At 72.7% G+C, this 18,809-nt stretch carries 14 protein-coding genes and 1 pseudogene; 3 read left to right on the forward strand and 12 right to left on the reverse strand.

Going from position 1 to position 18,809, the window contains the following annotated elements:
• Window positions 1-146, forward strand: a pseudogene (locus tag V6U77_RS24800) (C39 family peptidase); the annotation flags it as partial.
• Window positions 147-719: 573 nt separating this feature from the next.
• Here V6U77_RS24800 and V6U77_RS24805 read toward each other — a convergent pair.
• Window positions 720-1,076, reverse strand: a complete 357-nt coding sequence (locus V6U77_RS24805) for a VOC family protein (protein ID WP_334609081.1) — start codon at window positions 1,074-1,076, stop codon at window positions 720-722.
• 161 nt (window positions 1,077-1,237) lie between these two features.
• Here V6U77_RS24805 and V6U77_RS24810 point away from each other — a divergent pair, with 161 nt between their 5' ends.
• Window positions 1,238-4,093 (forward strand): aconitate hydratase, encoded by a 2,856-nt coding sequence (locus V6U77_RS24810; RefSeq protein WP_334609082.1) that lies wholly within the window; start codon window positions 1,238-1,240, stop codon window positions 4,091-4,093.
• 55 nt (window positions 4,094-4,148) lie between these two features.
• Here V6U77_RS24810 and V6U77_RS24815 read toward each other — a convergent pair whose 3' ends face one another.
• From V6U77_RS24815 to V6U77_RS24860, 10 genes are all read right to left on the reverse strand, one after another.
• Window positions 4,149-6,233, reverse strand: coding sequence for a pectate lyase family protein (locus V6U77_RS24815; RefSeq protein WP_334609083.1), 2,085 nt, complete (start codon window positions 6,231-6,233; stop codon window positions 4,149-4,151).
• 612 nt (window positions 6,234-6,845) lie between these two features.
• Window positions 6,846-7,892, reverse strand: a complete 1,047-nt coding sequence (locus V6U77_RS24820; protein ID WP_334609084.1) for an IS30 family transposase — start codon at window positions 7,890-7,892, stop codon at window positions 6,846-6,848.
• Between the two features lie 235 nt (window positions 7,893-8,127).
• A complete protein-coding gene (locus V6U77_RS24825; RefSeq protein ID WP_334609085.1) occupies window positions 8,128-8,739 on the reverse strand; it encodes a GTP-binding protein in 612 nt (203 codons plus the stop codon).
• On the reverse strand, window positions 8,720-9,106 hold the full coding sequence (locus tag V6U77_RS24830; protein ID WP_334609086.1) for a DUF742 domain-containing protein: 387 nt from the start codon (window positions 9,104-9,106) through the stop codon (window positions 8,720-8,722). The genes V6U77_RS24825 and V6U77_RS24830 overlap by 20 nt, the downstream gene beginning before the upstream one ends.
• A 5-nt stretch (window positions 9,107-9,111) precedes the next feature.
• A complete protein-coding gene (locus V6U77_RS24835; RefSeq protein WP_091629996.1) occupies window positions 9,112-9,534 on the reverse strand; it encodes a roadblock/LC7 domain-containing protein in 423 nt (140 codons plus the stop codon).
• A 91-nt stretch (window positions 9,535-9,625) separates the two neighbouring features.
• A complete protein-coding gene (locus V6U77_RS24840) occupies window positions 9,626-12,178 on the reverse strand; it encodes a nitrate- and nitrite sensing domain-containing protein (protein WP_442934503.1) in 2,553 nt (850 codons plus the stop codon).
• A 189-nt stretch (window positions 12,179-12,367) separates the two neighbouring features.
• Window positions 12,368-13,951 (reverse strand): prenyltransferase/squalene oxidase repeat-containing protein, encoded by a 1,584-nt coding sequence (locus V6U77_RS24845; RefSeq protein WP_334609090.1) that lies wholly within the window; start codon window positions 13,949-13,951, stop codon window positions 12,368-12,370.
• Window positions 13,948-14,874: a terpene synthase family protein gene (locus tag V6U77_RS24850; RefSeq protein ID WP_334609115.1), complete on the reverse strand. Its 927-nt coding sequence runs from the start codon at window positions 14,872-14,874 to the stop codon at window positions 13,948-13,950. Before V6U77_RS24850 ends, V6U77_RS24845 begins: the two co-directional genes overlap by 4 nt.
• Window positions 14,875-14,879: 5 nt before the next feature.
• Entirely contained in the window at window positions 14,880-16,220 is a 1,341-nt protein-coding gene (locus tag V6U77_RS24855; RefSeq protein WP_334609117.1) for a cytochrome P450, read from the reverse strand.
• 229 nt (window positions 16,221-16,449) lie between these two features.
• Window positions 16,450-17,367: a GNAT family N-acetyltransferase gene (locus tag V6U77_RS24860; protein WP_334609092.1), complete on the reverse strand. Its 918-nt coding sequence runs from the start codon at window positions 17,365-17,367 to the stop codon at window positions 16,450-16,452.
• A 78-nt stretch (window positions 17,368-17,445) separates the two neighbouring features.
• Between V6U77_RS24860 and V6U77_RS24865 the strand changes: the two genes are divergently transcribed.
• Complete coding sequence (locus tag V6U77_RS24865) at window positions 17,446-17,694, forward strand: DUF2630 family protein (protein ID WP_334609094.1); 249 nt, start codon at window positions 17,446-17,448, stop codon at window positions 17,692-17,694.
• 45 nt (window positions 17,695-17,739) lie between these two features.
• On the opposite strand, the gene V6U77_RS24870 is transcribed toward V6U77_RS24865, so the two are convergent.
• Window positions 17,740-18,675: a serine protein kinase RIO gene (locus V6U77_RS24870; protein ID WP_334609096.1), complete on the reverse strand. Its 936-nt coding sequence runs from the start codon at window positions 18,673-18,675 to the stop codon at window positions 17,740-17,742.
• Window positions 18,676-18,809: the final 134 nt, after the last annotated feature.

Here is an 18,809-nt window from a genome sequence, read left to right on the forward strand (position 1 = left end):
GCGGGCACTACATCAGCGTCGTCGGCTACCGCGACAACGGCCACACCGTCACCATCGCCGACTCCGCCGACCCCACCCAGGCCACCTACCGCATGAGCGTCGACAACCTCGCCGACTGGATCGCCACCCGCGGCTACACCGCCTGACCGACGACAACACCAAGCACCCAACGACGAGCACCGGACGACGACAAGGGCCGGCCCCCACCCGGGGCCGGCCCTTTCGTCATGCCCGTTGTCGTCCTCGGGCCGTCAGCGAACGGGAAGAAGGCGTCCGGGCGTCAGGCGGAGGGCGGCGCAGCCGCCCGAGTCGGTCACCGCAGCGCCACCCTCGTTGCGCGAGCAGCGGCGAACCGACTGCCGCCGGGACGCTGATACCTACGCGGCATAAAGATGCCTGTGTGGTATCAGGGCGAGGGGACCGTACTGCCGGCCGACGAGATGTGGCGCGGCCAAGCACGGATGGTGGACCGACCGTGGGCGGATCTCTCCTACCGAAATCCCGCACCTCGTCGACGGGTGGGCGAGTCACAGACCGTGGCGACCACGCCGGCCGCCGCGGCGGGCGCCGACCTGGTCCGCCGGGTCGGTGACGTTGCCCGCCACCCACAAAGCCCGACGAGGCGGGCGCGGCTCAGCCGCCGAGTCGGCGCCAACAGCCGAGGGCGGACAGTGGTTGCGGACGTAGCGGCCAGAGCGCGCCCTCGGCGGCGGTCCGGATCAGTCGATCGGGGCGAGGAACTCCAGGCGGTTGCCGTGCGCGTCCTGCGAGTGGAAGCGGCGCATCCCGGGCAGCTCGTCGTTGCCCCAGGTGACCGGGTGTCCGGCGGCGGCCAACCGGGCGGCGAGCGCGTCCAGGTCCGGCCGGAGCAGGCCCGGGTGGGCCTTGCGGGCGGGACGGAAGTCGTCCTCCACGCCCAGGTGCAGCTCCGCGCCGTGGCCGGTGAACCAGCAACCGCCGCGGGCCGCGAGCGCGGGCGGCTTGGGCTTCTCGGCCATCCCGAGGATCCCGACGTAGAAGGCCCGCGACGCCTCCTCGGAGCCGCGTGGGCAGGCGAGCTGAACGTGATGGATCATGGTGGTACCTCCTCGTCCCGAACGATGGCACGAGGTTGCGAAGTTAGCAAGACGGACGTACGGTTTTGTTGACGACGGAGAATCGGCGGTAAGTGTCCCCTAACCACGGCGGCACCCCGACCGGTGCGACAGACTGCTCAGGACTACTCACGGTCGCTGGTGTGAAGGAGTACGACGTGGCGAGCCTCGACACCTTCGGTGCGAAGACCCAGCTACGCGTCGGAGACGCGAGCTACGAGATTTTCAAGATCAGCAAGGTGGAGGGCCACGAACGGCTCCCCTACAGCCTGAAGATCCTGCTGGAGAACCTGCTCCGGACCGAGGACGGCGCGAACATCACCGCCGACCACATCCGGCAGCTCGGGGCCTGGGAATCCGACGCCGATCCGAGCGTCGAGATCCAGTTCACCCCGGCGCGGGTGCTCATGCAGGACTTCACCGGCGTGCCCTGCGTGGTCGACCTGGCCACCATGCGCGAGGCCGTGCGGGACCTGGGCGGCGACGCGACCAAGGTGAACCCCCTCGCCCCGGCGGAGCTGGTGATCGACCACTCCGTCATCGCCGACCTGTTCGGCCGCGAGGACGCCTTCGAGCGCAACGTCGAGCTGGAGTACGAGCGCAACAAGGAGCGCTACCAGTTCCTGCGCTGGGGTCAGACCGCGTTCAACGAGTTCAAGGTCGTCCCGCCGGGCACCGGCATCGTGCACCAGGTCAACATCGAGTACCTGGCGCGTACGATCATGGAGCGCAACGGCCAGGCGTACCCGGACACCGTGGTCGGCACCGACTCGCACACCACGATGGTCAACGGCCTCGGCGTGCTCGGCTGGGGCGTCGGCGGCATCGAGGCCGAGGCCGCGATGCTCGGCCAGCCGGTCAGCATGCTGATCCCGCGCGTGGTGGGCTTCAAGCTCTCCGGCGAGATGCCGGCCGGCACCACCGCCACCGACCTGGTGCTCACCATCACCGAGATGCTGCGCAAGCACGGCGTGGTCGGCAAGTTCGTCGAGTTCTACGGCCCCGGCGTGAGCGCCGTGCCGCTGGCCAACCGGGCCACCATCGGCAACATGTCCCCGGAGTACGGCTCCACCGTCGCGATCTTCCCGATCGACGCCGAGACCGTCCGCTACCTGGAGCTGACCGGCCGCGACGCCGCGCAGGTCGCGCTCGTCGAGGCGTACGCCAAGGAGCAGGGCCTCTGGCACGACCCGGCCGCCGAGCCGGAGTACTCGGAGCGCCTGGAGCTGGACCTGGGCACGATCGAGCCGTCCCTGGCCGGCCCGAAGCGCCCGCAGGACCGGGTGCCGCTGGGCAACGCCAAGACGCTGTTCCGTTCGGCGCTGACCGACTACGTGGCCGCCGACGAGACCGGCGGCGACCGAGGCCGCAAGTCGGGCGTGCCGCAGCAGGAGAAGCCGTTCGGTGTGCAGGGCCACGCCGACGAGGCGAGCGCCGAGTCCTTCCCGGCCAGCGACTCCCCGGCCAACGGGGTCAGCGACCCGGCCGACGCGCCGCGCGACCTGGAGACGGCGGCGGTCGGCTCCGGCGGGCGGGCCAGCAACCCGACCCGGGTCACCGGCACCGACGGCGTCGAGTACGAGCTGGACCACGGCGCAGTGGTGATCGCCGCGATCACCTCCTGCACCAACACCTCCAACCCGCAGGTGATGATCGGCGCGGCCCTGCTGGCCCGCAACGCCGTCGACAAGGGCCTGACCCGCAAGCCGTGGGTGAAGACCACCCTGGCCCCGGGCTCCAAGGTCGTCATGGACTACTACGAGCGGGCCGGCCTCACGCCCTACCTGGAGAAGCTCGGCTTCCACCTGGTCGGCTACGGCTGCACCACCTGCATCGGCAACTCCGGCCCGCTGCCGGAGGAGGTCTCGGCGGCGGTCAACGAGGCCGACCTGGCGGTCGTCTCCGTACTCTCCGGCAACCGCAACTTCGAGGGCCGGATCAACCCGGACGTCAAGATGAACTACCTGGCGTCCCCGCCGCTGGTGGTCGCGTACGCGCTGGCCGGCACGATGGACATCGACCTGGCCAACGAGCCGATCGGCGAGGACAGCGAGGGCAACCCGGTGTTCCTGCGGGACATCTGGCCCGACAGCGCCGAGATCCAGGACGTCATCGCCTCGGCGATCGGCGCCACCGGCTTCAGCGCCGCGTACTCCGACGTCTTCGCCGGTGACGAGCGCTGGCAGTCGCTGCCCACCCCGACCGGCGACACGTTCGCCTGGGCGCAGGAGTCCACCTACGTCCGCAAGCCCCCGTACTTCGAGGGCATGGAGCGGGAGCCGAAGGCGGTCGTCGACATCACCGACGCCCGGGTGCTGGCCAAGCTGGGCGACTCGGTGACCACCGACCACATCTCGCCGGCCGGTTCCATCAAGGCCGACTCGCCCGCCGGGACGTACCTCGCCGAGCACGGCGTGCCGCGCCACGAGTTCAACTCGTACGGCTCCCGCCGGGGCAACCACGAGGTGATGATCCGGGGCACCTTCGCCAACATCCGGCTGCGCAACCAGCTGGTCCCGGGCGTCGAGGGCGGCTTCACGGTCAACCACCTGACCGGCGAGCAGACCTCGATCTACGACGCCTCCGTGGCCTACCAGGAGGCCGGCATCCCGCTGGTCGTGCTGGCCGGCAAGGAGTACGGTTCCGGCTCGTCGCGCGACTGGGCGGCCAAGGGCACGATGCTGCTCGGCGTCCGGGCGGTCATCGCCGAGTCGTACGAGCGGATCCACCGCTCGAACCTGATCGGCATGGGCGTGCTCCCGCTGCAGTTCCCGGCGGGCGAGACCGCCGAGTCGCTCGGGCTCACCGGCACGGAGACGTTCTCCATCGCCGGTGTGACCGCGCTGAACGACGGCGAGACCCCGCGTACGGTCAAGGTCAGCACCGACACCGGCGTCGAGTTCGACGCGGTGGTCCGGATCGACACCCCGGGCGAGGCGGACTACTACCGCCACGGCGGCATCCTGCAGTACGTGCTGCGCCGCATGATCGCCAACTGACGACACGGACGAGGGGCCCCCTGCCACGACGGCAGAGGGCCCCTCGCGTGTCCGCTCAGATGCGACCGGTGCCGGCGCCCGCGACGACCAGGGCGGGCACGTCCGCCGCCGGATCGAGGGTGTACGGGTAGTACGTGCGCGGCTCGACCACGGTGCCGTTCGTCTCCGGCACGCCGGAGCCGACGAACACGTTGTGGCGCTGCACCGCCCGGCCGGGCCCGCTGTCGGCGTAGCCGCTGGCCGACCAGAGCGGGTACGGCACGTCGCGGAAGTGGTTCCCCTCCACCAGCACGCCGGCGTTCTCCGTCGACGCCACGCCGTAGAGGGCGTTGCCGAGGAAGTAGTTGTTGTAGACGTGCACCGGCTCACCGAAGCGGACCCGGGGGTGCCGCTGGCGGCTGTGGTCGAAGAAGTTGTGGTGGATGCTGACCTTCAGGCGGCCGACGTCGGTGGAGGCCGAGCCGTCGGAGTGACCGATCAGCATGGACTTGTCCGCGTGGTCGAAGTGGTTCCACGACACCGTCACGTAGTCGGCGCCGCGCACGATGTCGACCGAGCCGTCCACCGCGCCGGAGAAGCGGTTGTGGTCGATCCAGATGTGGTGCGAGTTCTGGCCGACGTTGATCGCGTCGTCCTCCGCGTCCGTGAAGTTGATGTTGCGGACGATCACGTTGTACGACCGGTAGAAGTCCAGCCCGCCGCCGGTGATCTCGGCGTCGCCGACCCCGACGATGGTCTTGTTCGGGCGTACCCCCTGCTTGCTGGTGATCGCGATCCGCCCGCTGACCTGGATGACCAGCGGGCCCACCGTGTCGATGTGCTCCAGGAAGTCCGCCGCGTTGGTCGCGGTCACGGTCGGTCCGCCGGCGCCGCCGGTGGTGCCGTTCTGGCCGAGGGCGGCCACGGCGGCGAAGCCGTCCGGGCCCGCGGCGGCGGCCGGCGTGACGGCCGCCGGCGTGGCGAGGGCCGTGGTCCTGCCGGGCCCGGCGCCCGCCGGGACGATGGTCGGCACGCTCCCGGCCGGGTCGAGGGTGTACGGGTAGTACCCGCGCGGGTCCGGCACCGTGCCCCGGGTCTCGATCGGGTGGTTGCAGGCGATGAGGATGTTGCCCCGCTCGACGATGCGGCCGAGGTCGCCGCTGAAGTCGACCCGGCCCGGATTGTTGACGCTGTAGAAGTAGTTGTTCTCCATCAGCACGGCGGCGTCGTAGGTGGAGGCGACGCCGTAGCTGTTGTCGTTGTAGTGGTTGTTGTAGACGTGCGCGAGCGCGGAGAAGCGCACCCGCGGGTTGCGCTGGTCGGAGCGGTCGAAGAAGTTGTGGTGGTAGGTGACCCGCAGCCGGCCGATGTCCTGGGGGCCGGCGTCCTCGTCGTGGCCGAGCAGCAGCGTCTTGTCGTGGTCGTGGAAGTGGTTCCAGGAGACCGTGACGAAGTCCGAGCCGCGCTTGATGTCGACGGCGCCGTCGTCGCCGTGGGAGAACTCGTTGTGGTCGATCCAGATGTGGTGCGAGAACATCTGGACGTTGATCAGGTCGTCCGTCGCGCCGGTGAGATGCAGGTTCCGGATGATGATGTTGTGTACCGCGTTCGCCGGGGGCGAGGTCACGTCGTCGTCGACCGGCACGCCGATGTTGAGCCCTCCGCCGGAGAGCGTCGCGTCGTCGCCGAGCCCGACGATCGTCTTGTCGGAGGCGACGTTCCACATCCCGTCGTTGGCGCCGGTGGGCAGCGTGATCCTGCCGGCGACCTGGATGACGTACGGCCCGGGGCGGGCGATGTGGTCGAGGAACTGCGCGGCGGTGGTGACCGTGACGACCGGCCCGCCGGCGCCGCCGGTGGTCCCGTTCTGGCCGAGGGCGGAGACGCTGGCGAAGCCGTCCGCCGCCGCAGCGGTGGCGGATGCGGCCTGCGGGGCGGTGCCGGCCTGCGCCGTGGCCGCAGCGGTGGCCGGTGCCGCCTGCGAGGTGCCGCCGGCCGCCGTCTGCGGGGCGGTGCCGGATGCCCCCGGGGGTGCGGGCGGGGGCGCGGCGCCGACCGGTGATGCCGGTGCCACCAGTGCGGCGGCCAGGCCGGCGGCGGCGAGCAGCCGTCGGCGACGCCCGGGCCGTGGCGGCCCGTCCGGGTTGCGGATCGCGAGCATGAGGTTCCGCCTTTCTCGTACGGCGGATCGCCGGAGCCGGCGCACGACGGGCCGGTGCCGTTCGGGTACCGGGCACGGTCGCGCGAGCCGGACGCGAGGGGGACGGGTTCGCGTCGGGGTTGCGGACCGGCACCGGCGATCAGCCAGGTGATGGACGGCGGAAAGCGCTTTCCGAGCATCATGCTAGGCAGCCCAGTTGATCGAAGTCAATCAATCAAGCGTGCCCGGTCGTGCGGATACACAGGCTCGCGGAGCGTGCCGACGCACCTGTGGTGTGGTGCCGAGGTTCCGCCGCAAGCGACCTGGCGTCCACTGAAGCCACGCACGGTGGACACGGATCGCGCCGCCGATCGACGGCCCGGCCGTGCGGACTCCGTGCCGCCTCGCCCCGCTCCCGCCAACGGCCGCGCTGGCACCTACCGGCCGCGCTGCCACCCAACGGCCGCGCTGCCACTCGCCGGCGCCCTGGCACCCGCTCACGCTTGAGATCTTGGTACGGAAGTGCCCCCGGAGGGGCCGTTCCCTACCAAGATCTCGCCAGCCACCGGGACACCTCACCCAGCAGGCAGCAACGCAACGAGATCTTGGCACGCGAGCGCCCCCGGGGCGGGTTCAATCGGTGGTTGCAACACCGAGTAACTCAGCCATCTTTTCACCGGGGGTGGCCCAGCCCAGGGTCATCCGTGGGCGGTCGTTGAGTTCGTCAGCGACGGCGTTCAGGTGGGCTTGATCGATGGTGGTGAAGTCGAAGTGGCCTTTCGGGAAGTACTGGCGTAGCAAGCCGTTGGTGTTCTCGTTGCTGCCGCGTTGCCAGGGGCTGTGTGGGTCGCAGAAGTAGACCGGACAGTCAGTGGCGATGGTGAAGTCACGGTGCCGGGCCATCTCGGGGCCCTGGTCCCACGTCAGAGAGGCCCGTAGCCGTTGCGGTAGCCAGGTCATCGCGGCGGCCAGCTGCGACACGACGTGATCGGACATCTTCCCCTGGGGGAGCCCGACCAGGATCACGAAGCGGGTAGCACGTTCCACCAGGGTGGCGATCGCGGAACCACCACGCCCACCCCGACGTATCCCCTCAAGGAGGTCACCCTCCCAATGCCCGGGCACCGCCCGGTCGGTGACCTCGGCTGGGCGGGCGCTGATGTTCAACCCGAGCCAGGGCCGACTCGAACGAACCGCTGCCACGGCCACCGGCCGACGCCGACGCGCCGCCCGCCCCGACCGCAGAGCCACCTGACGGCTCAACTCGGCACGCAGGTTCCCCCGCGCCTGCAGATAGATCGCCTGATAGATCGTCTCGTGCGACACATGCATCTCCGGCCGCAGCGGATACTCCCACCGCAGCCGAGCGGCGATCTGCTGCGGCGATCGGCGTCGCCGCAGCATATCCAGCACCGCCCGACGCAACGGCCCCTCCACCGCCAACCGCGGCACCCGCTTGGCCCGGCTATGCCTCAGAAACGACGCCCACTGCGCCACCGACGGCTGATACCGCTGCCCGTACCGCTCGAACCGACCCACCTCCCGCGAGATCGTCGACGCCGACCGCCCCAACCTGCACGCAATCGACCGCACCGACTCACCCGCAGCCCGACCCAACCCAATCTGCTCCCGCTCCAACGGGCTCAACCTCGATGCCACAACCACCCCAACGAAGATCATGGAAGAGGTGTTGCAACCACCAGTTGAGCCCGCCCGGAGGGGCCGTTCCCTACCAAGATCTCATCAGCCCACCGGGACACCCGACGCGGCAGGCAGGAACGCGCCAGGAGGCGCGACGCAGCGGGCAGCGACGCGGGGCAGCCGCAACGGCGGCTACCGTGCACGGCGGGGCTGCGCACCGAAGCGGCTGCGACGCGGTGGTGGTGGCAGTGCGGTGGTGGTGGCGGTGGTCCGGTTACTCGGAGGCGGCCGCGCGGCGGCGGGCCTCGCGGGTCTTCATGGCGTGCTCCATCAGCGTGATGAGCACCTCCTTGCTCGACTCCCGCTGCCGGGCGTCGCAGAGCAGCACCGGCACCCCCGGGTCGAGGTTGAGCGCCGACTGCACCTCGTCGAGCCGGTACGTGCGGGCCCCCTCGAAGCAGTTGACCGCCACCACGAACGGCGTGCCCCGACCCTCGAAGTAGTCGATGGAGGGGAAGCAGTCGGCCAGCCGCCGGGTGTCGGCCAGCACCACCGCGCCGAGCGCGCCGAGCGCCAGTTCGTCCCAGACGAACCAGAACCGGTCCTGGCCCGGCGTACCGAAGAGGTAGAGCACCAGGTCGTCGCTGATGGTGATGCGGCCGAAGTCCATCGCCACCGTGGTGGTCGTCTTGCTCTCCACCCCGGAGAGGTCGTCGATGCCGACGCCGGACTCGGTCAACACCTCCTCCGTACGCAACGGGCGCGTCTCGCTGACCGCACCGACCATGGTGGTCTTGCCGACGCCGAAGCCACCCGCGACGAGGATCTTGATCGCGGTGGGCAGTGGCGTCGCTCCCGCCGGCCGCTCAGAGTGCCCGTAGTCCATTGATTACCGCCTCGAAAATGCTGTTGTCGGGAAGGCCGGCCGTGGTGTGCGGCTCGCGCACCTGCACCAGGCTGCGGGCCGCCAGGTCACCGAGCAGGACCCGGATGGTGCCCACCGGCAGGTCAAGATGGGCGGCGATCTCGGCGACGGACTGGATCCGTTGGCAGAGCCCGACGATCGCCAGGTGCTCCGGGCCGAGCCCGACCTCCGGGTTCACGTCCGCGCGGGTCGCCGTCACCAGGGAGATCAGGTCGAACGTGCCGGTGACCGGCCGGGCCCGGCCGCCCGTCACCGCGTACGGGCGCACGACCGGGCCGGCATGGTCGTCGACCCAGTGGTGCTCCGAGGACTCCCCCTGCACCGTCATCGCGGCTACTTCTCGCCGGTCTGCTGCTCGCCGGTCCGCGACGGTGACGCCACGTACTTGCCGACGCGGGTGACCAGCATCGCCATCTCGTAGGCGATCAGGCCGACGTCGGCGTCCTCGCTGGCGAGGACCGCGAGGCAGGCGTTGCGCCCGGCCGCCGTGACGAACAGGAACGACGACTGCATCTCGATGATGGTCTGCTGCACCTGCCCGCCGCCGAAGCGCTTGCCCGCGCCCCGGGCCAGGCTCTGGATGCCGGCCGCCATGGCCGCCAGGTGCTCGGCGTCGTCCCGGCCGAGCCCTCGCGAGGCGGCCATCAACAGGCCGTCCGTCGAGAGCGCGACCGCGTGGTCGGCCTGCTTCACCCGGCCGACCAGATCATCCAGCAACCACGTCAGGTCGGCACTCGAAGCCGTCTTCTGCGCCACTCGTCGTCCTCTTCTCCCCCGGCTGTTGTCGCCGTGCTCGTCTCGGCTGCCCGCCACGGTACGGGGGTCCCCCGTACCGTGGTGGCGCCGGTCAGGTCGCTTGCAGGTCGTCGCCGGCGTCGGATTCCCCGCCGGCCTCGGTTCGGCTGTCGCCCGCTGCGCCCAGCAGCCGGGCCGCGTCCGTACGGCCGCGCCGGGTGCCGGTCTGGTAGGAGCTCATCATCCGGCGTACCTGCTCCGGCGGGCGTACCGAGTCGTCGTCCCCGGCGGCCGCCGGCTCGTCGCGAAGCTCCGGCACGATGCTGGCCTGCCGGACCCGCACGGGCAGCCCCGAGTCGGTACGCGCGGTCACCTGGCGGGCCGTCGGTGCCGGGCCGCCCAGGGTCGTGGACCCTGTGCCCGTCTGCGGCGCGTCCGGCGTCTGCGTCCCGTCGGGCGTCGGCGCGGGCCGGGCGGCGGCCACCGGCAGGCCGGTCGGGAAGGTCGGGCCGTCCAGGGCGTACTGCTCCGATCCGCCCCGGGGTCGGACGGGCAGCCGCGCGTCGAGAGCCGGGGCGACCGCCGGCAGGCTCCGGCCGCGCGAGCGGGTCGGCAGGGCATCCCCGTCGGCGTCGCCCGCGGCGGGGGCGTCGGCGTCCGGAGCGGACCGTCCGCGGGGCGCGAGCGGCGGCTCGGCCAGCGCCACCGGTGCCGCGGCCAGCGGCGGCTCGGCGGTGGGCGGCGCCTGGCCGGTCGTGGCGGACACCGGGCCGACGGTCGCGGGCAGGCCGGCCGGGAACCCGCCGGAGGTGCTCGGGTCCTCGTCGTCGGCGGTCACCAGCTCGGCCGGGATCAGCACGACGGCCGTGGTGCCGCCGTACGCGGACTCCTTGAGCTGCACCCGCACGCCGTGCCGCTCGGTCAACCGACTGACCACGTAGAGCCCGAGGCGGGAGGCGTTGGCCAGGTTCAGCTCGGACTGGTCGACGATCCGGTGGTTCGCGGCGGCCAGGTCCTCCTCGCTCATGCCCAGGCCGCGGTCCTCGATCTCGATGGCGAAGCCGTTGGCCACCAGCTGCCCGCGCACCTCGACCGAGGTGTGCGGCGGGGAGAAGGACAGGCCGTTCTCGATCAGCTCGGCGAGCAGGTGGATGACGTCACCCACCGCGCGCCCGGTGAGCGAGACGGCACCCAGCGGCAGCACGTTGACCCGGGTGTAGTCCTCGACCTCGGCGACCGCGCCACGCACGACGTCGACCATCGGCACGTTGCGCCGCCAGGCGCGCCCCGGGGTGGAGCCGGAGAGCACGATGAGGTTCTCCGCGTTGCGCCGCATCCGGGTGGCCAGGTGGTCGACCCGGAACAGGTCCTCCAGCTCCTCCGCGTCGTGCTCGCGGCGCTCCATCGCGTCGAGCAGGGTGAGCTGGCGGTGCACCAGCGCCTGGGTGCGCCGGGCCAGGCTGAGGAAGACCTCGCGCACGTTGCGGCGCAGCTCGGCCTGTTCGACGGCGGTGCGGATGGCGGTCTCCTGCACGGCGTTGAACGCCTTGCCCACCTCGCCGATCTCGTCGTCACCGAACTCCAGCGGGGGCGCCTCCTTGGCGACGTCGACCTCCTCGCCGTGCCCGAGCCGCTCGACCACACCGGGCAGCCGTTCGTTGGCGAGCTGGATGGCGGCCTCGCGCAGCCGCTCCAACTGCTGCACCAGGGCCCGGGCGGTCGTGATCGACACGACGATCGACGCGATGACGGCGAGCAGGCCCAGACCGGCGGCCAGCACCAGCCGCAGCACGACGCCCACGGCGATCGGCACGGCCCGCTCGACGAGCGCGTCGCCGGCCTCGATGATGAAGCGCTGCTGCTCCTCCATCGCCGCGTCGGCCGCCTTGCGCCACTCGGCGGCCGAGACCGGCGGCCCGTCGGCCGCCCGTCCCTGCAGGACGACGCGGTCCTCCAGGACGCGGAAGGAGGTGTACGCCGGGCCCTCGCGCAGCGCCTCGTAGCGGGCCCGGTCGGCGCTCGACAGGTCGGTGCGCACCTGGCTGTCCAGGTAGCGCTGGGCGCCGGTGGCGCGGGCGAAGACGGCGCTCTCCTCGGGCGTCATCCGGCCCGCGGCCGAGGCGCCGGTGACGAGGGCGTCCTGCTGGGACATGAGCTCGCGGATCCGGACGAGCTGGATCAGGGCCCCGGTCTCCTGCGTGAACTGCTCGTCGTCCAGGTTGCCCAACGATCCGTACATCCGCAGCACGGAGTCGATGATCTCGGTGTACGCGCGGGTGGCGGCGGCGCGGTCCACCTGGCGGTCGCGGACGGACTCGCGCACGCCGTCGAGCCGGTCCAGCCCGGCGACGACCGAGTCGATCTGCCGCTGGCTCTCGTCGGCCGCCAGGTCCACCCGCCAGCTGCTGACGGACTTGCGGAAGTCGTCGGCGACACCCTCGGTGCGCCGCCACTGCGCGTCGAGCTGTTCCCGCTCGGCCGCGCCTGCACCGCCCAGGTACGCCGCGGACGCCCGGCGTTCCGCCTGCAACTCCAGCACCAACGGCTCACCCGGCTGGGCGACCTGGGCGTCGAGCACCTGCACCCACAGGAGACTGACGCCCTCCCGGAGGGTCACCCACGCGGCGAACGCCCACAGCGCAACGAGTGAGGCCAGCAGAGCCACGACTTTCCGGCGCAGATTCGAGCTGCGGGAACCCATTGAAAACCATCCCTGGCGGGGAGTCTGATTCGTCCGATCGGCGGCTTCCGCATGGCGCTTCGACCGACCCGGCGCACGGTAGCAGTGTCGCGACGATCACTCAAGCAGTGCTGATCATGACCGGTGCGTGGTCGGCGGCGCCGGATCGGCGGCTCAGCGTCCTTCGTGGCCGGTCAGCCGGACCAGGTGCCGCGCCGCGAGCACGGCGGCCCGCACGATGAGCACCGGCTGGTAGAGATCCTTGTCATGCCACAGTGGAACGCCGTGGTCCGTACCGTCGCGGTGCTCGTCGAGATAGGCGAGTGCCCGGCGCACGACGGGGACGAGGTCCGGCCGGGGCGCTCGGCCGGTGCCGAGCAGCACCTGCAGGGCGTACGCGGTCTCCTCCGGCGTGCCCGACCACAGCCCCCACGAGCCGTCGTCGCGCTGGGTGCCGCGTACCCAGTCGGCCGCCCGGTCGAGCCTGCCGGCGGTGGCGTCCGGCGCGTACTCGGCCAGGCTCACCGCGACGCTGGCCGTGGCGTAGTACGGCGAGGCGTGCCAGCGGTCCGTCCAGCTGCCGTCGGCGAGCTGACCGTCGACCAGCCAGCCGGCCACCCGCCCTGCCACGTCGGCGTACGGGCGCCCGGGGCGGTGCCGGGCGTGCCAGCCCAGCGCCTCCAGGACGTGGGCGTTCGTGGTGACCGACGCGCCGTCCTCGCCCTGCCACGTGCAGAAGTGCGCGCCCGTGTCGTACGCCAGGAGGCTGTCGGGCGCGACCGGATGGCCGAGCCGGGCCAGCGCGAAGAGGGTGACGGCGGTGGTGTCGGCGTCCGTCGGCAGGCCCGGCGAGGTGGCCGCGCCGGTCGGTCCGAGCGCGGCGGCCAGCGCGTCGGTCAGCTCGGCGGGAACGTCCGCCGCCGCGCCGACCCGGGCCAGACCGCTGAGCACCCAGGCCCGCTCGAACACGGCGATGGGCGTCGTGCAGGGCACCGGCCCGCCGCCGCGCGCCACGGCCCCCGTCAGGTAGGCCAGCGCGGCGCGGTCGGCGCCCGGTCGGGCGGGATCGCCCAGCCAGGCCGCGGTCGCGGCGGGCGAGGCGCCGACGGCGCCGGACACGGGCCGGACCCGCGGGTGGGCGCGTGCCCGCCCGTCCAGCACCTCGAAGGCGTGCCACAGCTTCTCCGGCACCGGCCCGCCCGTGGCGAGGAGCCGTCCGACCGCCTCGGCCCGGTGCCGGGTCATGCCGTACGGCATCGGTAGCGCGGACGACGGCCGCGTGCCCTGTCCCACCGCACCGCCGCCGAGGAGCGCGTCGATCCGGTCGATCAGGGCGGGCACGATCAGGTCGACACCCGGCATGTCCGGTACGGGCTCGGTGGCGACCAGCAGCCGTTCCCGCAGCGCCGCCACGCCCCGGTGCACGGCCGGCGAGAGCCGGTGAGCCTCCCGTGCGTCGGCGCGTCCCGGCGTACGCAGGGCGCTCAGCAGCGCCTCCACCGCGCTCAGGGTCGGCACCAGTCCGTACGCGCCGGGCGCCCCCCATCCCCCGTCGACGCGCTGGGTGGCCAGCAGGTGACGCAGCCGCTCCGCGTGCCCCGGAAGCCAGGGCGCGTCGGCGACCAGCCGGCCGGTCTCGTAGACCGAGGGCGAGACCGTGCCGGCGGGGGCGGCCAGCATCGCCGCCACCAGCTCGCGGCCGGCGGCGGCGAGCCCGGCGCCGCCGATGTCCGGTACGGCGACGGGCGCCGCCGTCACGACATCCCCCAGAAGTCGGCCAGCTGGTAGAAGCCGCTGCTGAAGCCGACCTGCCGGGCCAGGTAGTCGGCCTCGCGCGGACAGGTCTCCCGCAGCGGGACCAGCATCCGGCGGCAGGTTTCCACCAGCGCGGCGAGCCGCTGCTCCACCTCGGCGCGGTCCTCGACCAGCAGGAGCGCGTTGAGGTCGCCCCAACGCAGGTCGCGCTCGTAGGTGCCGAGGTCGTTGACGAGGCGCAGGGCGCGCTGCACCTGGTCGCTGACCGCGACCAGCTCGTCCAGCCTCGCGAGGGTGGCCTCGTCGCCGGTGTAGAGCCAGTGCGCGACGTTGACGATCGTGCAGGCGTGGTTGTCGGCGTTGTCGAGATAGGCGTCGAGGCTCGGCAGCGACGCCCGGTCGCCGGGGCGCCGAGCCGCCTTCCACTCCCACTCGCGCGCCATGGCCCGCACCGTCGCGTCCAACCGGTCGCGCCACAGCGGACGGTGCGCCGCGAAGGCGTCGGACGTGGCCAGCTCGTCCTGGAGCGCGGCCAGGTAGCCGCCGAGGTGGTCGTCGGCGGCCGGCGCTTCGCCGTCGGCCACCGCGCGGCAGCGCGCGACGAGCCCGTCGACCTCGTCGCGGGAGCGCGCCCGGTGGTCGATCAGCCAGTCGAGGGCGAAGCCCCACAGCACGGTACGGTTCGCCGCGCGCAGCTGCTCCGGCGTGCACCACGGGGCGCCGAAGGCGATGGCCAGCGAGATGTTGGCGAACAGCATGGTGTCGAACGGGTCGGCGGGGAACAGTTCGGGATGGGCGGCGGCCGACGCCTGGAGGTCGCGTTGCCCGCGTACGGCCAGGCCGCAGATGCGGCCCTGCTCCCGCGCGTCGCGCAGTTCGTCGCGACCGCCCGGGGCCGCCACCTCGCGCGGCTCGTCGGGCACCACCGCGGTCACACCGGCCTCCGCTCAGGCACCGGGGACAACGCCATGACCACCGGTCGGCCCGGACGCAGGGCCGCCGCCAACTGCTTGGGCGGTATCCCGGGCTCGCGCAGGCGGAAGCGGTAGCGGCTGAGCATGGTCGCCACCACCAGCGGAGCCTCCAGGTTGAACAGGTACATGCCCAGGCACTGGTGCGGGCCTCCGCCGAACGGGAAGTACGCGTACCGGTGGCTCCGGCGCACCCGGTCGCCGCGGAAGCGCTCGGGGTCGAAGGTGTCCGGACGGTCCCAGAAGCGGGCGAGCCGCTGGGTGATGTAGGAGCTGACGACGACGATGCTGCCCGCCTTGATCCTGGTGCCGCCGATGACGTCGTCGGCCACGGCCGTACGGGGCAGCAGCCAGCCGGCCGGGTACATCCGCAGCAGCTCGTCGACCACCGCCCGGGTGTAGGTGAGCGCGAGCAACTGGTCCCGGCTGACCACCCGGTCGGTCCCCACCACCTCGTCCAGCTCCGCGTAGAGCCGTTCGGCGATCTCGGGGTGCGCGTCCAGGATCGGCCACAGCCAGGTCAGCATGGCGTAGGTGGTCTCGGTCGCCGTGGCGAAGGACGCCACCACGTCGTCGCGGACCTGCCGCTCGTCGAGGGCGCGGCCCTGCTCGTCGCGGGCGCGGGTCAGGGCGGCGAGCAGGTCGTCGCCGTCGCGCGGGTGGGCCATCTCCTCGCGTACCAGCGGCAGCAGGATGTCGTCGACGACCCCGATCGCGCGGTTCAGGGCGCGGTCGCCCGGCACCGGCACGGCGTCCGGCACGAACGGCAGGAGCAGACGCGCGCGCAGCGCCGTCACGATCGTGCCCTGGGCGGCGACGATCCGCAGCTGGTCGGCGAGACTCACCCGGTCGGCGAAGAAGACGCTGCTGATCGCCCGGCAGATGACCCGCCCCAGCTCGGTGCCGGCGTCGAACCACCGGCCGGTCCGGGCCGGCTCGTCGAACTCGTCGACCGCCTCGCTGACGGCGCGGCTCATGGTGTCCACCAGGGAGTCGATGCGCTTGGCGGTGAAGTGCGGCTGCATCCGGGCGCGGCTGGCCTGCCACTGCGGCCCGTCGGACAGGATGCCGTCGCCGGTGAGCCGCCGCACCGGGCGCCAGAGCATGCTCTTCCCGCCGCGCGTGTAGTTGGCCTCGTTGTCGCGCAGGACGTGCTGCACGTGAGCCGGCTCGGTGACCAGGTACGGCCGGATCGTCCCGAGGTTGAGCCGGACGATCTCACCCTCGGCGGAGTCCGCCAGCGTGACGAGCTCAGCCAGCGGATCGCGCAGCAGACCCGGGAGCATCCTCCACAGTGGTATCGAGCGGGCGGCCCGCCCACGTGGGTCGCCCACGCTCCGCCCGGCCATGGCATCCCGCACCCGCGGCTCCTCCCCCTCGGTCACGCTCCACTGTGACGGACCGTCGTACTGACGGCTGCCTTGCGTCACGACTCGGGAAGCATGCCATCCCCCGTCGAGACTCCGCTAGCCGTCGAATGAGAATTTTGCTCATGGGAATGCTTGTCCACGAAGGAGTTCGTGGCGGGCGTCACGCGGGCAGGGTGCGCAGGTGGCGCCACTCGGCGGCCACCGGCCGGTATCCGAACCACGCGTTGACCGTCCGCATCGCGTCGTTGCCGGCGTCGTTGATCGTGGACGCCCACCGGAAGCCCGCCGACCCGGCGGCCCGCAGCGACGCGTGCTTGACCAGCCGGGCGAGGCCCCGGCCCCGCCACCCGCTCCGGGTGCCGGTCATTCCCGACAGGTAGCGGTCCCGGCCGTCGGTCAGCGCGAGACTGAACGCCACCACCACCCCGTCGGCCGTCGCCACGGTGCTGAGCGCCCGGTCCAGGTCCGGCCGGTGCCAGTACGCGGCCCGCCAGTCGGCGAAGCTGATCTCGTCCATCCCGACGTCGCCCGGCTCGTCCGCGGCGGCGGCCAGGTCCGCCTCGTACAGCGGACGCGGGTCGGCCAGCTCCGCCGCCGTGCCCAGCCGCACCCCGGCCGGCGGGGCGGGCGCGGCCGGCAGCACCGCCGTCGCCAGGTCGAGGCCCAGGATCACGTTGCGCCGGCCGGACCGGTAGCCGCGCCGCTCGGCGAAGGCGAGCGCCGCCGGCTCGTCGACGACCCGCGCGTACGCCCGGCGCACGCCGAGCCCGACGAGCCGCTCCTCGGCGGCGGCGAGCAGCGCCGAACCGACGCCCCGTCCCCGCTGCCCGGGGCGCACGACCAGGTTGACGAAGCCGAGCCCCGGCTCGGCGCTCTCGTGCAGCAGTCCCGTCCGGGCGACGCCGGCGACCCCGCCGCCCGCCTCGGCGACCAGCATCCCGAAGCGTTCGGCCGGTTTGCCGTGCAACTGCCAGTCGAGCAGCTCGGGGGTGACGACCAGGTGGGGCCGTGCGGCGCGGAGCAGGTCGACGACCGGCGCCAGGTCGGAGGGGCCGGCGGCCCGGAGGGTGGACACCATGGCTGGGCAACCTACCGCAGCGGCGGGTGCGGCGGCGGAACCCGGGCGCGCCCGCGTGGCCTGTGCCAGGCTCAGGGCATGGACGACAAGACCATCCTCAACCGGATCGCCGAGCTGGTCGACGAGGAGCACCGGTTGCGCGCCGACGCGCAGGCCGGCGAGTCGGGCACGGACGACGACGCCCGCACGCGGCTGGGCGAGCTGGAGGAGTCCCTCGACCAGTGCTGGGACCTGCTGCGTCGACGGCGGGCCGCCCGGCAGACCCACGGCGACCCGGACGCCCAGGGGACGCGCCCCAAGCCGGCGGTCGAACGCTACCTCCAGTGACCCGGGTCCCGGGCGGCCGGTGCCTGGCCGCCCGGGACGTCAAGGTCAGCGGATCCCCGCCTCCCGCAGCAGCAGCGCGGTCAGCGCGGCCGCGTCGGCGTCCGCCGCGGGCAGGCCCCGGGCCGCGAACCAGGTGGCGACCACCCGCACGTCGCGGGCCAGGAACTCCGGCCCCTGCGGGTTGGCGACCACGTCGACCACCTGCGGCAGGTCGATCAGCACCAGCCGCCCCGCGTGCACCAGCAGGTTGTACGGCGACAGGTCGCCGTGCGCGAGGCCGGCGCGGGCGAGCACCACGAGGGCGTCGACGAGCTGCCCCCACAGCTCGCGCAGTTCCCCCGCCTCCGGCCGCAGCTGGGCCAGACGGGGCGCGGCCAGCCCCTCGTCCGGGTCGCCGAGGAACTCCAGCATCAGCTCGGTGCCGCGCACCTGCACCGGGTAGGGGACGGAGATCGTGCCGTACCGGGCGCCGAACTCCCAGAGCCGGGACAGCGCGGCGAACTCGGCCGCCGCCCACTGCCCGGCGATCATCTGCCGGCCGAAGGCGGTACGCCCGGCCATCGCCCGGTTCTCCCGGGAGCGGCGCACCCGGCGCCCCTCCAGGTAGCCGGCGTCCCGGTGGAAGAGCCGGTGCTGGGGATCCCGGTAGCGTTTGACGGCCAGCAGGCAGGACCGGTCGGTGTCGGGCACCGCCCGGCGCACCAGGTGGACGTCCGCCTCCTTGCCGGTCTTGAGCACCCCCAGCTCCGTGTCCCTGGCGGCCAGTTCGGTGACCAGCCAGTCCGGGTGGGGCTGCGGGCCGTGCACGGCGTCGTCCCAGGAGGACCAGCGCTCCCCCGTGTCGGGGTCCGGCTCGGTGTCGGGGTCGGGGTCGGCGGGACCGGCTGCCCGGCCCCGCTTCAGGAAGAGCTGTTCGTCGTCGTCGAAGCGGCGCTTGCCGCGGGTACGGCGCTCGCGCGCCGGAAGGTCGTGATCGCGCACTGCGGGGGTGATCCCTTGCTCGAGGCTGATGGGGGCAGGTGGAAGCGACCTGCGAAGACGGCCATGACCGACCCCCTCTCCTCTACCGGGCACGAGCCCGGTTGCACGATGCGCCGACCATGCTCACGGGCCTA

This window comes from Micromonospora sp. CPCC 205546, assembly GCF_036902715.1.
GTDB lineage: Bacteria > Actinomycetota > Actinomycetes > Mycobacteriales > Micromonosporaceae > Micromonospora.

Excerpts from the sequence above, each read along its gene's own strand:
- V6U77_RS24815 (WP_334609083.1), bottom strand. The coding sequence starts at position 6,233 with ATGCTCGCGATCCGCAACCCGGACGGGCCGCCACGGCCCGGGCGTCGC.
- V6U77_RS24820 (WP_334609084.1), bottom strand. The coding sequence starts at position 7,892 with ATGATCTTCGTTGGGGTGGTTGTGGCATCGAGGTTGAGCCCGTTGGAG.
- V6U77_RS24825 (WP_334609085.1), bottom strand. The coding sequence starts at position 8,739 with ATGGACTACGGGCACTCTGAGCGGCCGGCGGGAGCGACGCCACTGCCC.
- V6U77_RS24860 (WP_334609092.1), bottom strand. The coding sequence starts at position 17,367 with ATGGTGTCCACCCTCCGGGCCGCCGGCCCCTCCGACCTGGCGCCGGTC.
- V6U77_RS24830 (WP_334609086.1), bottom strand. The coding sequence starts at position 9,106 with ATGACGGTGCAGGGGGAGTCCTCGGAGCACCACTGGGTCGACGACCAT.
- V6U77_RS24865 (WP_334609094.1), top strand. The coding sequence starts at position 17,446 with ATGGACGACAAGACCATCCTCAACCGGATCGCCGAGCTGGTCGACGAG.
- V6U77_RS24805 (WP_334609081.1), bottom strand. The coding sequence starts at position 1,076 with ATGATCCATCACGTTCAGCTCGCCTGCCCACGCGGCTCCGAGGAGGCG.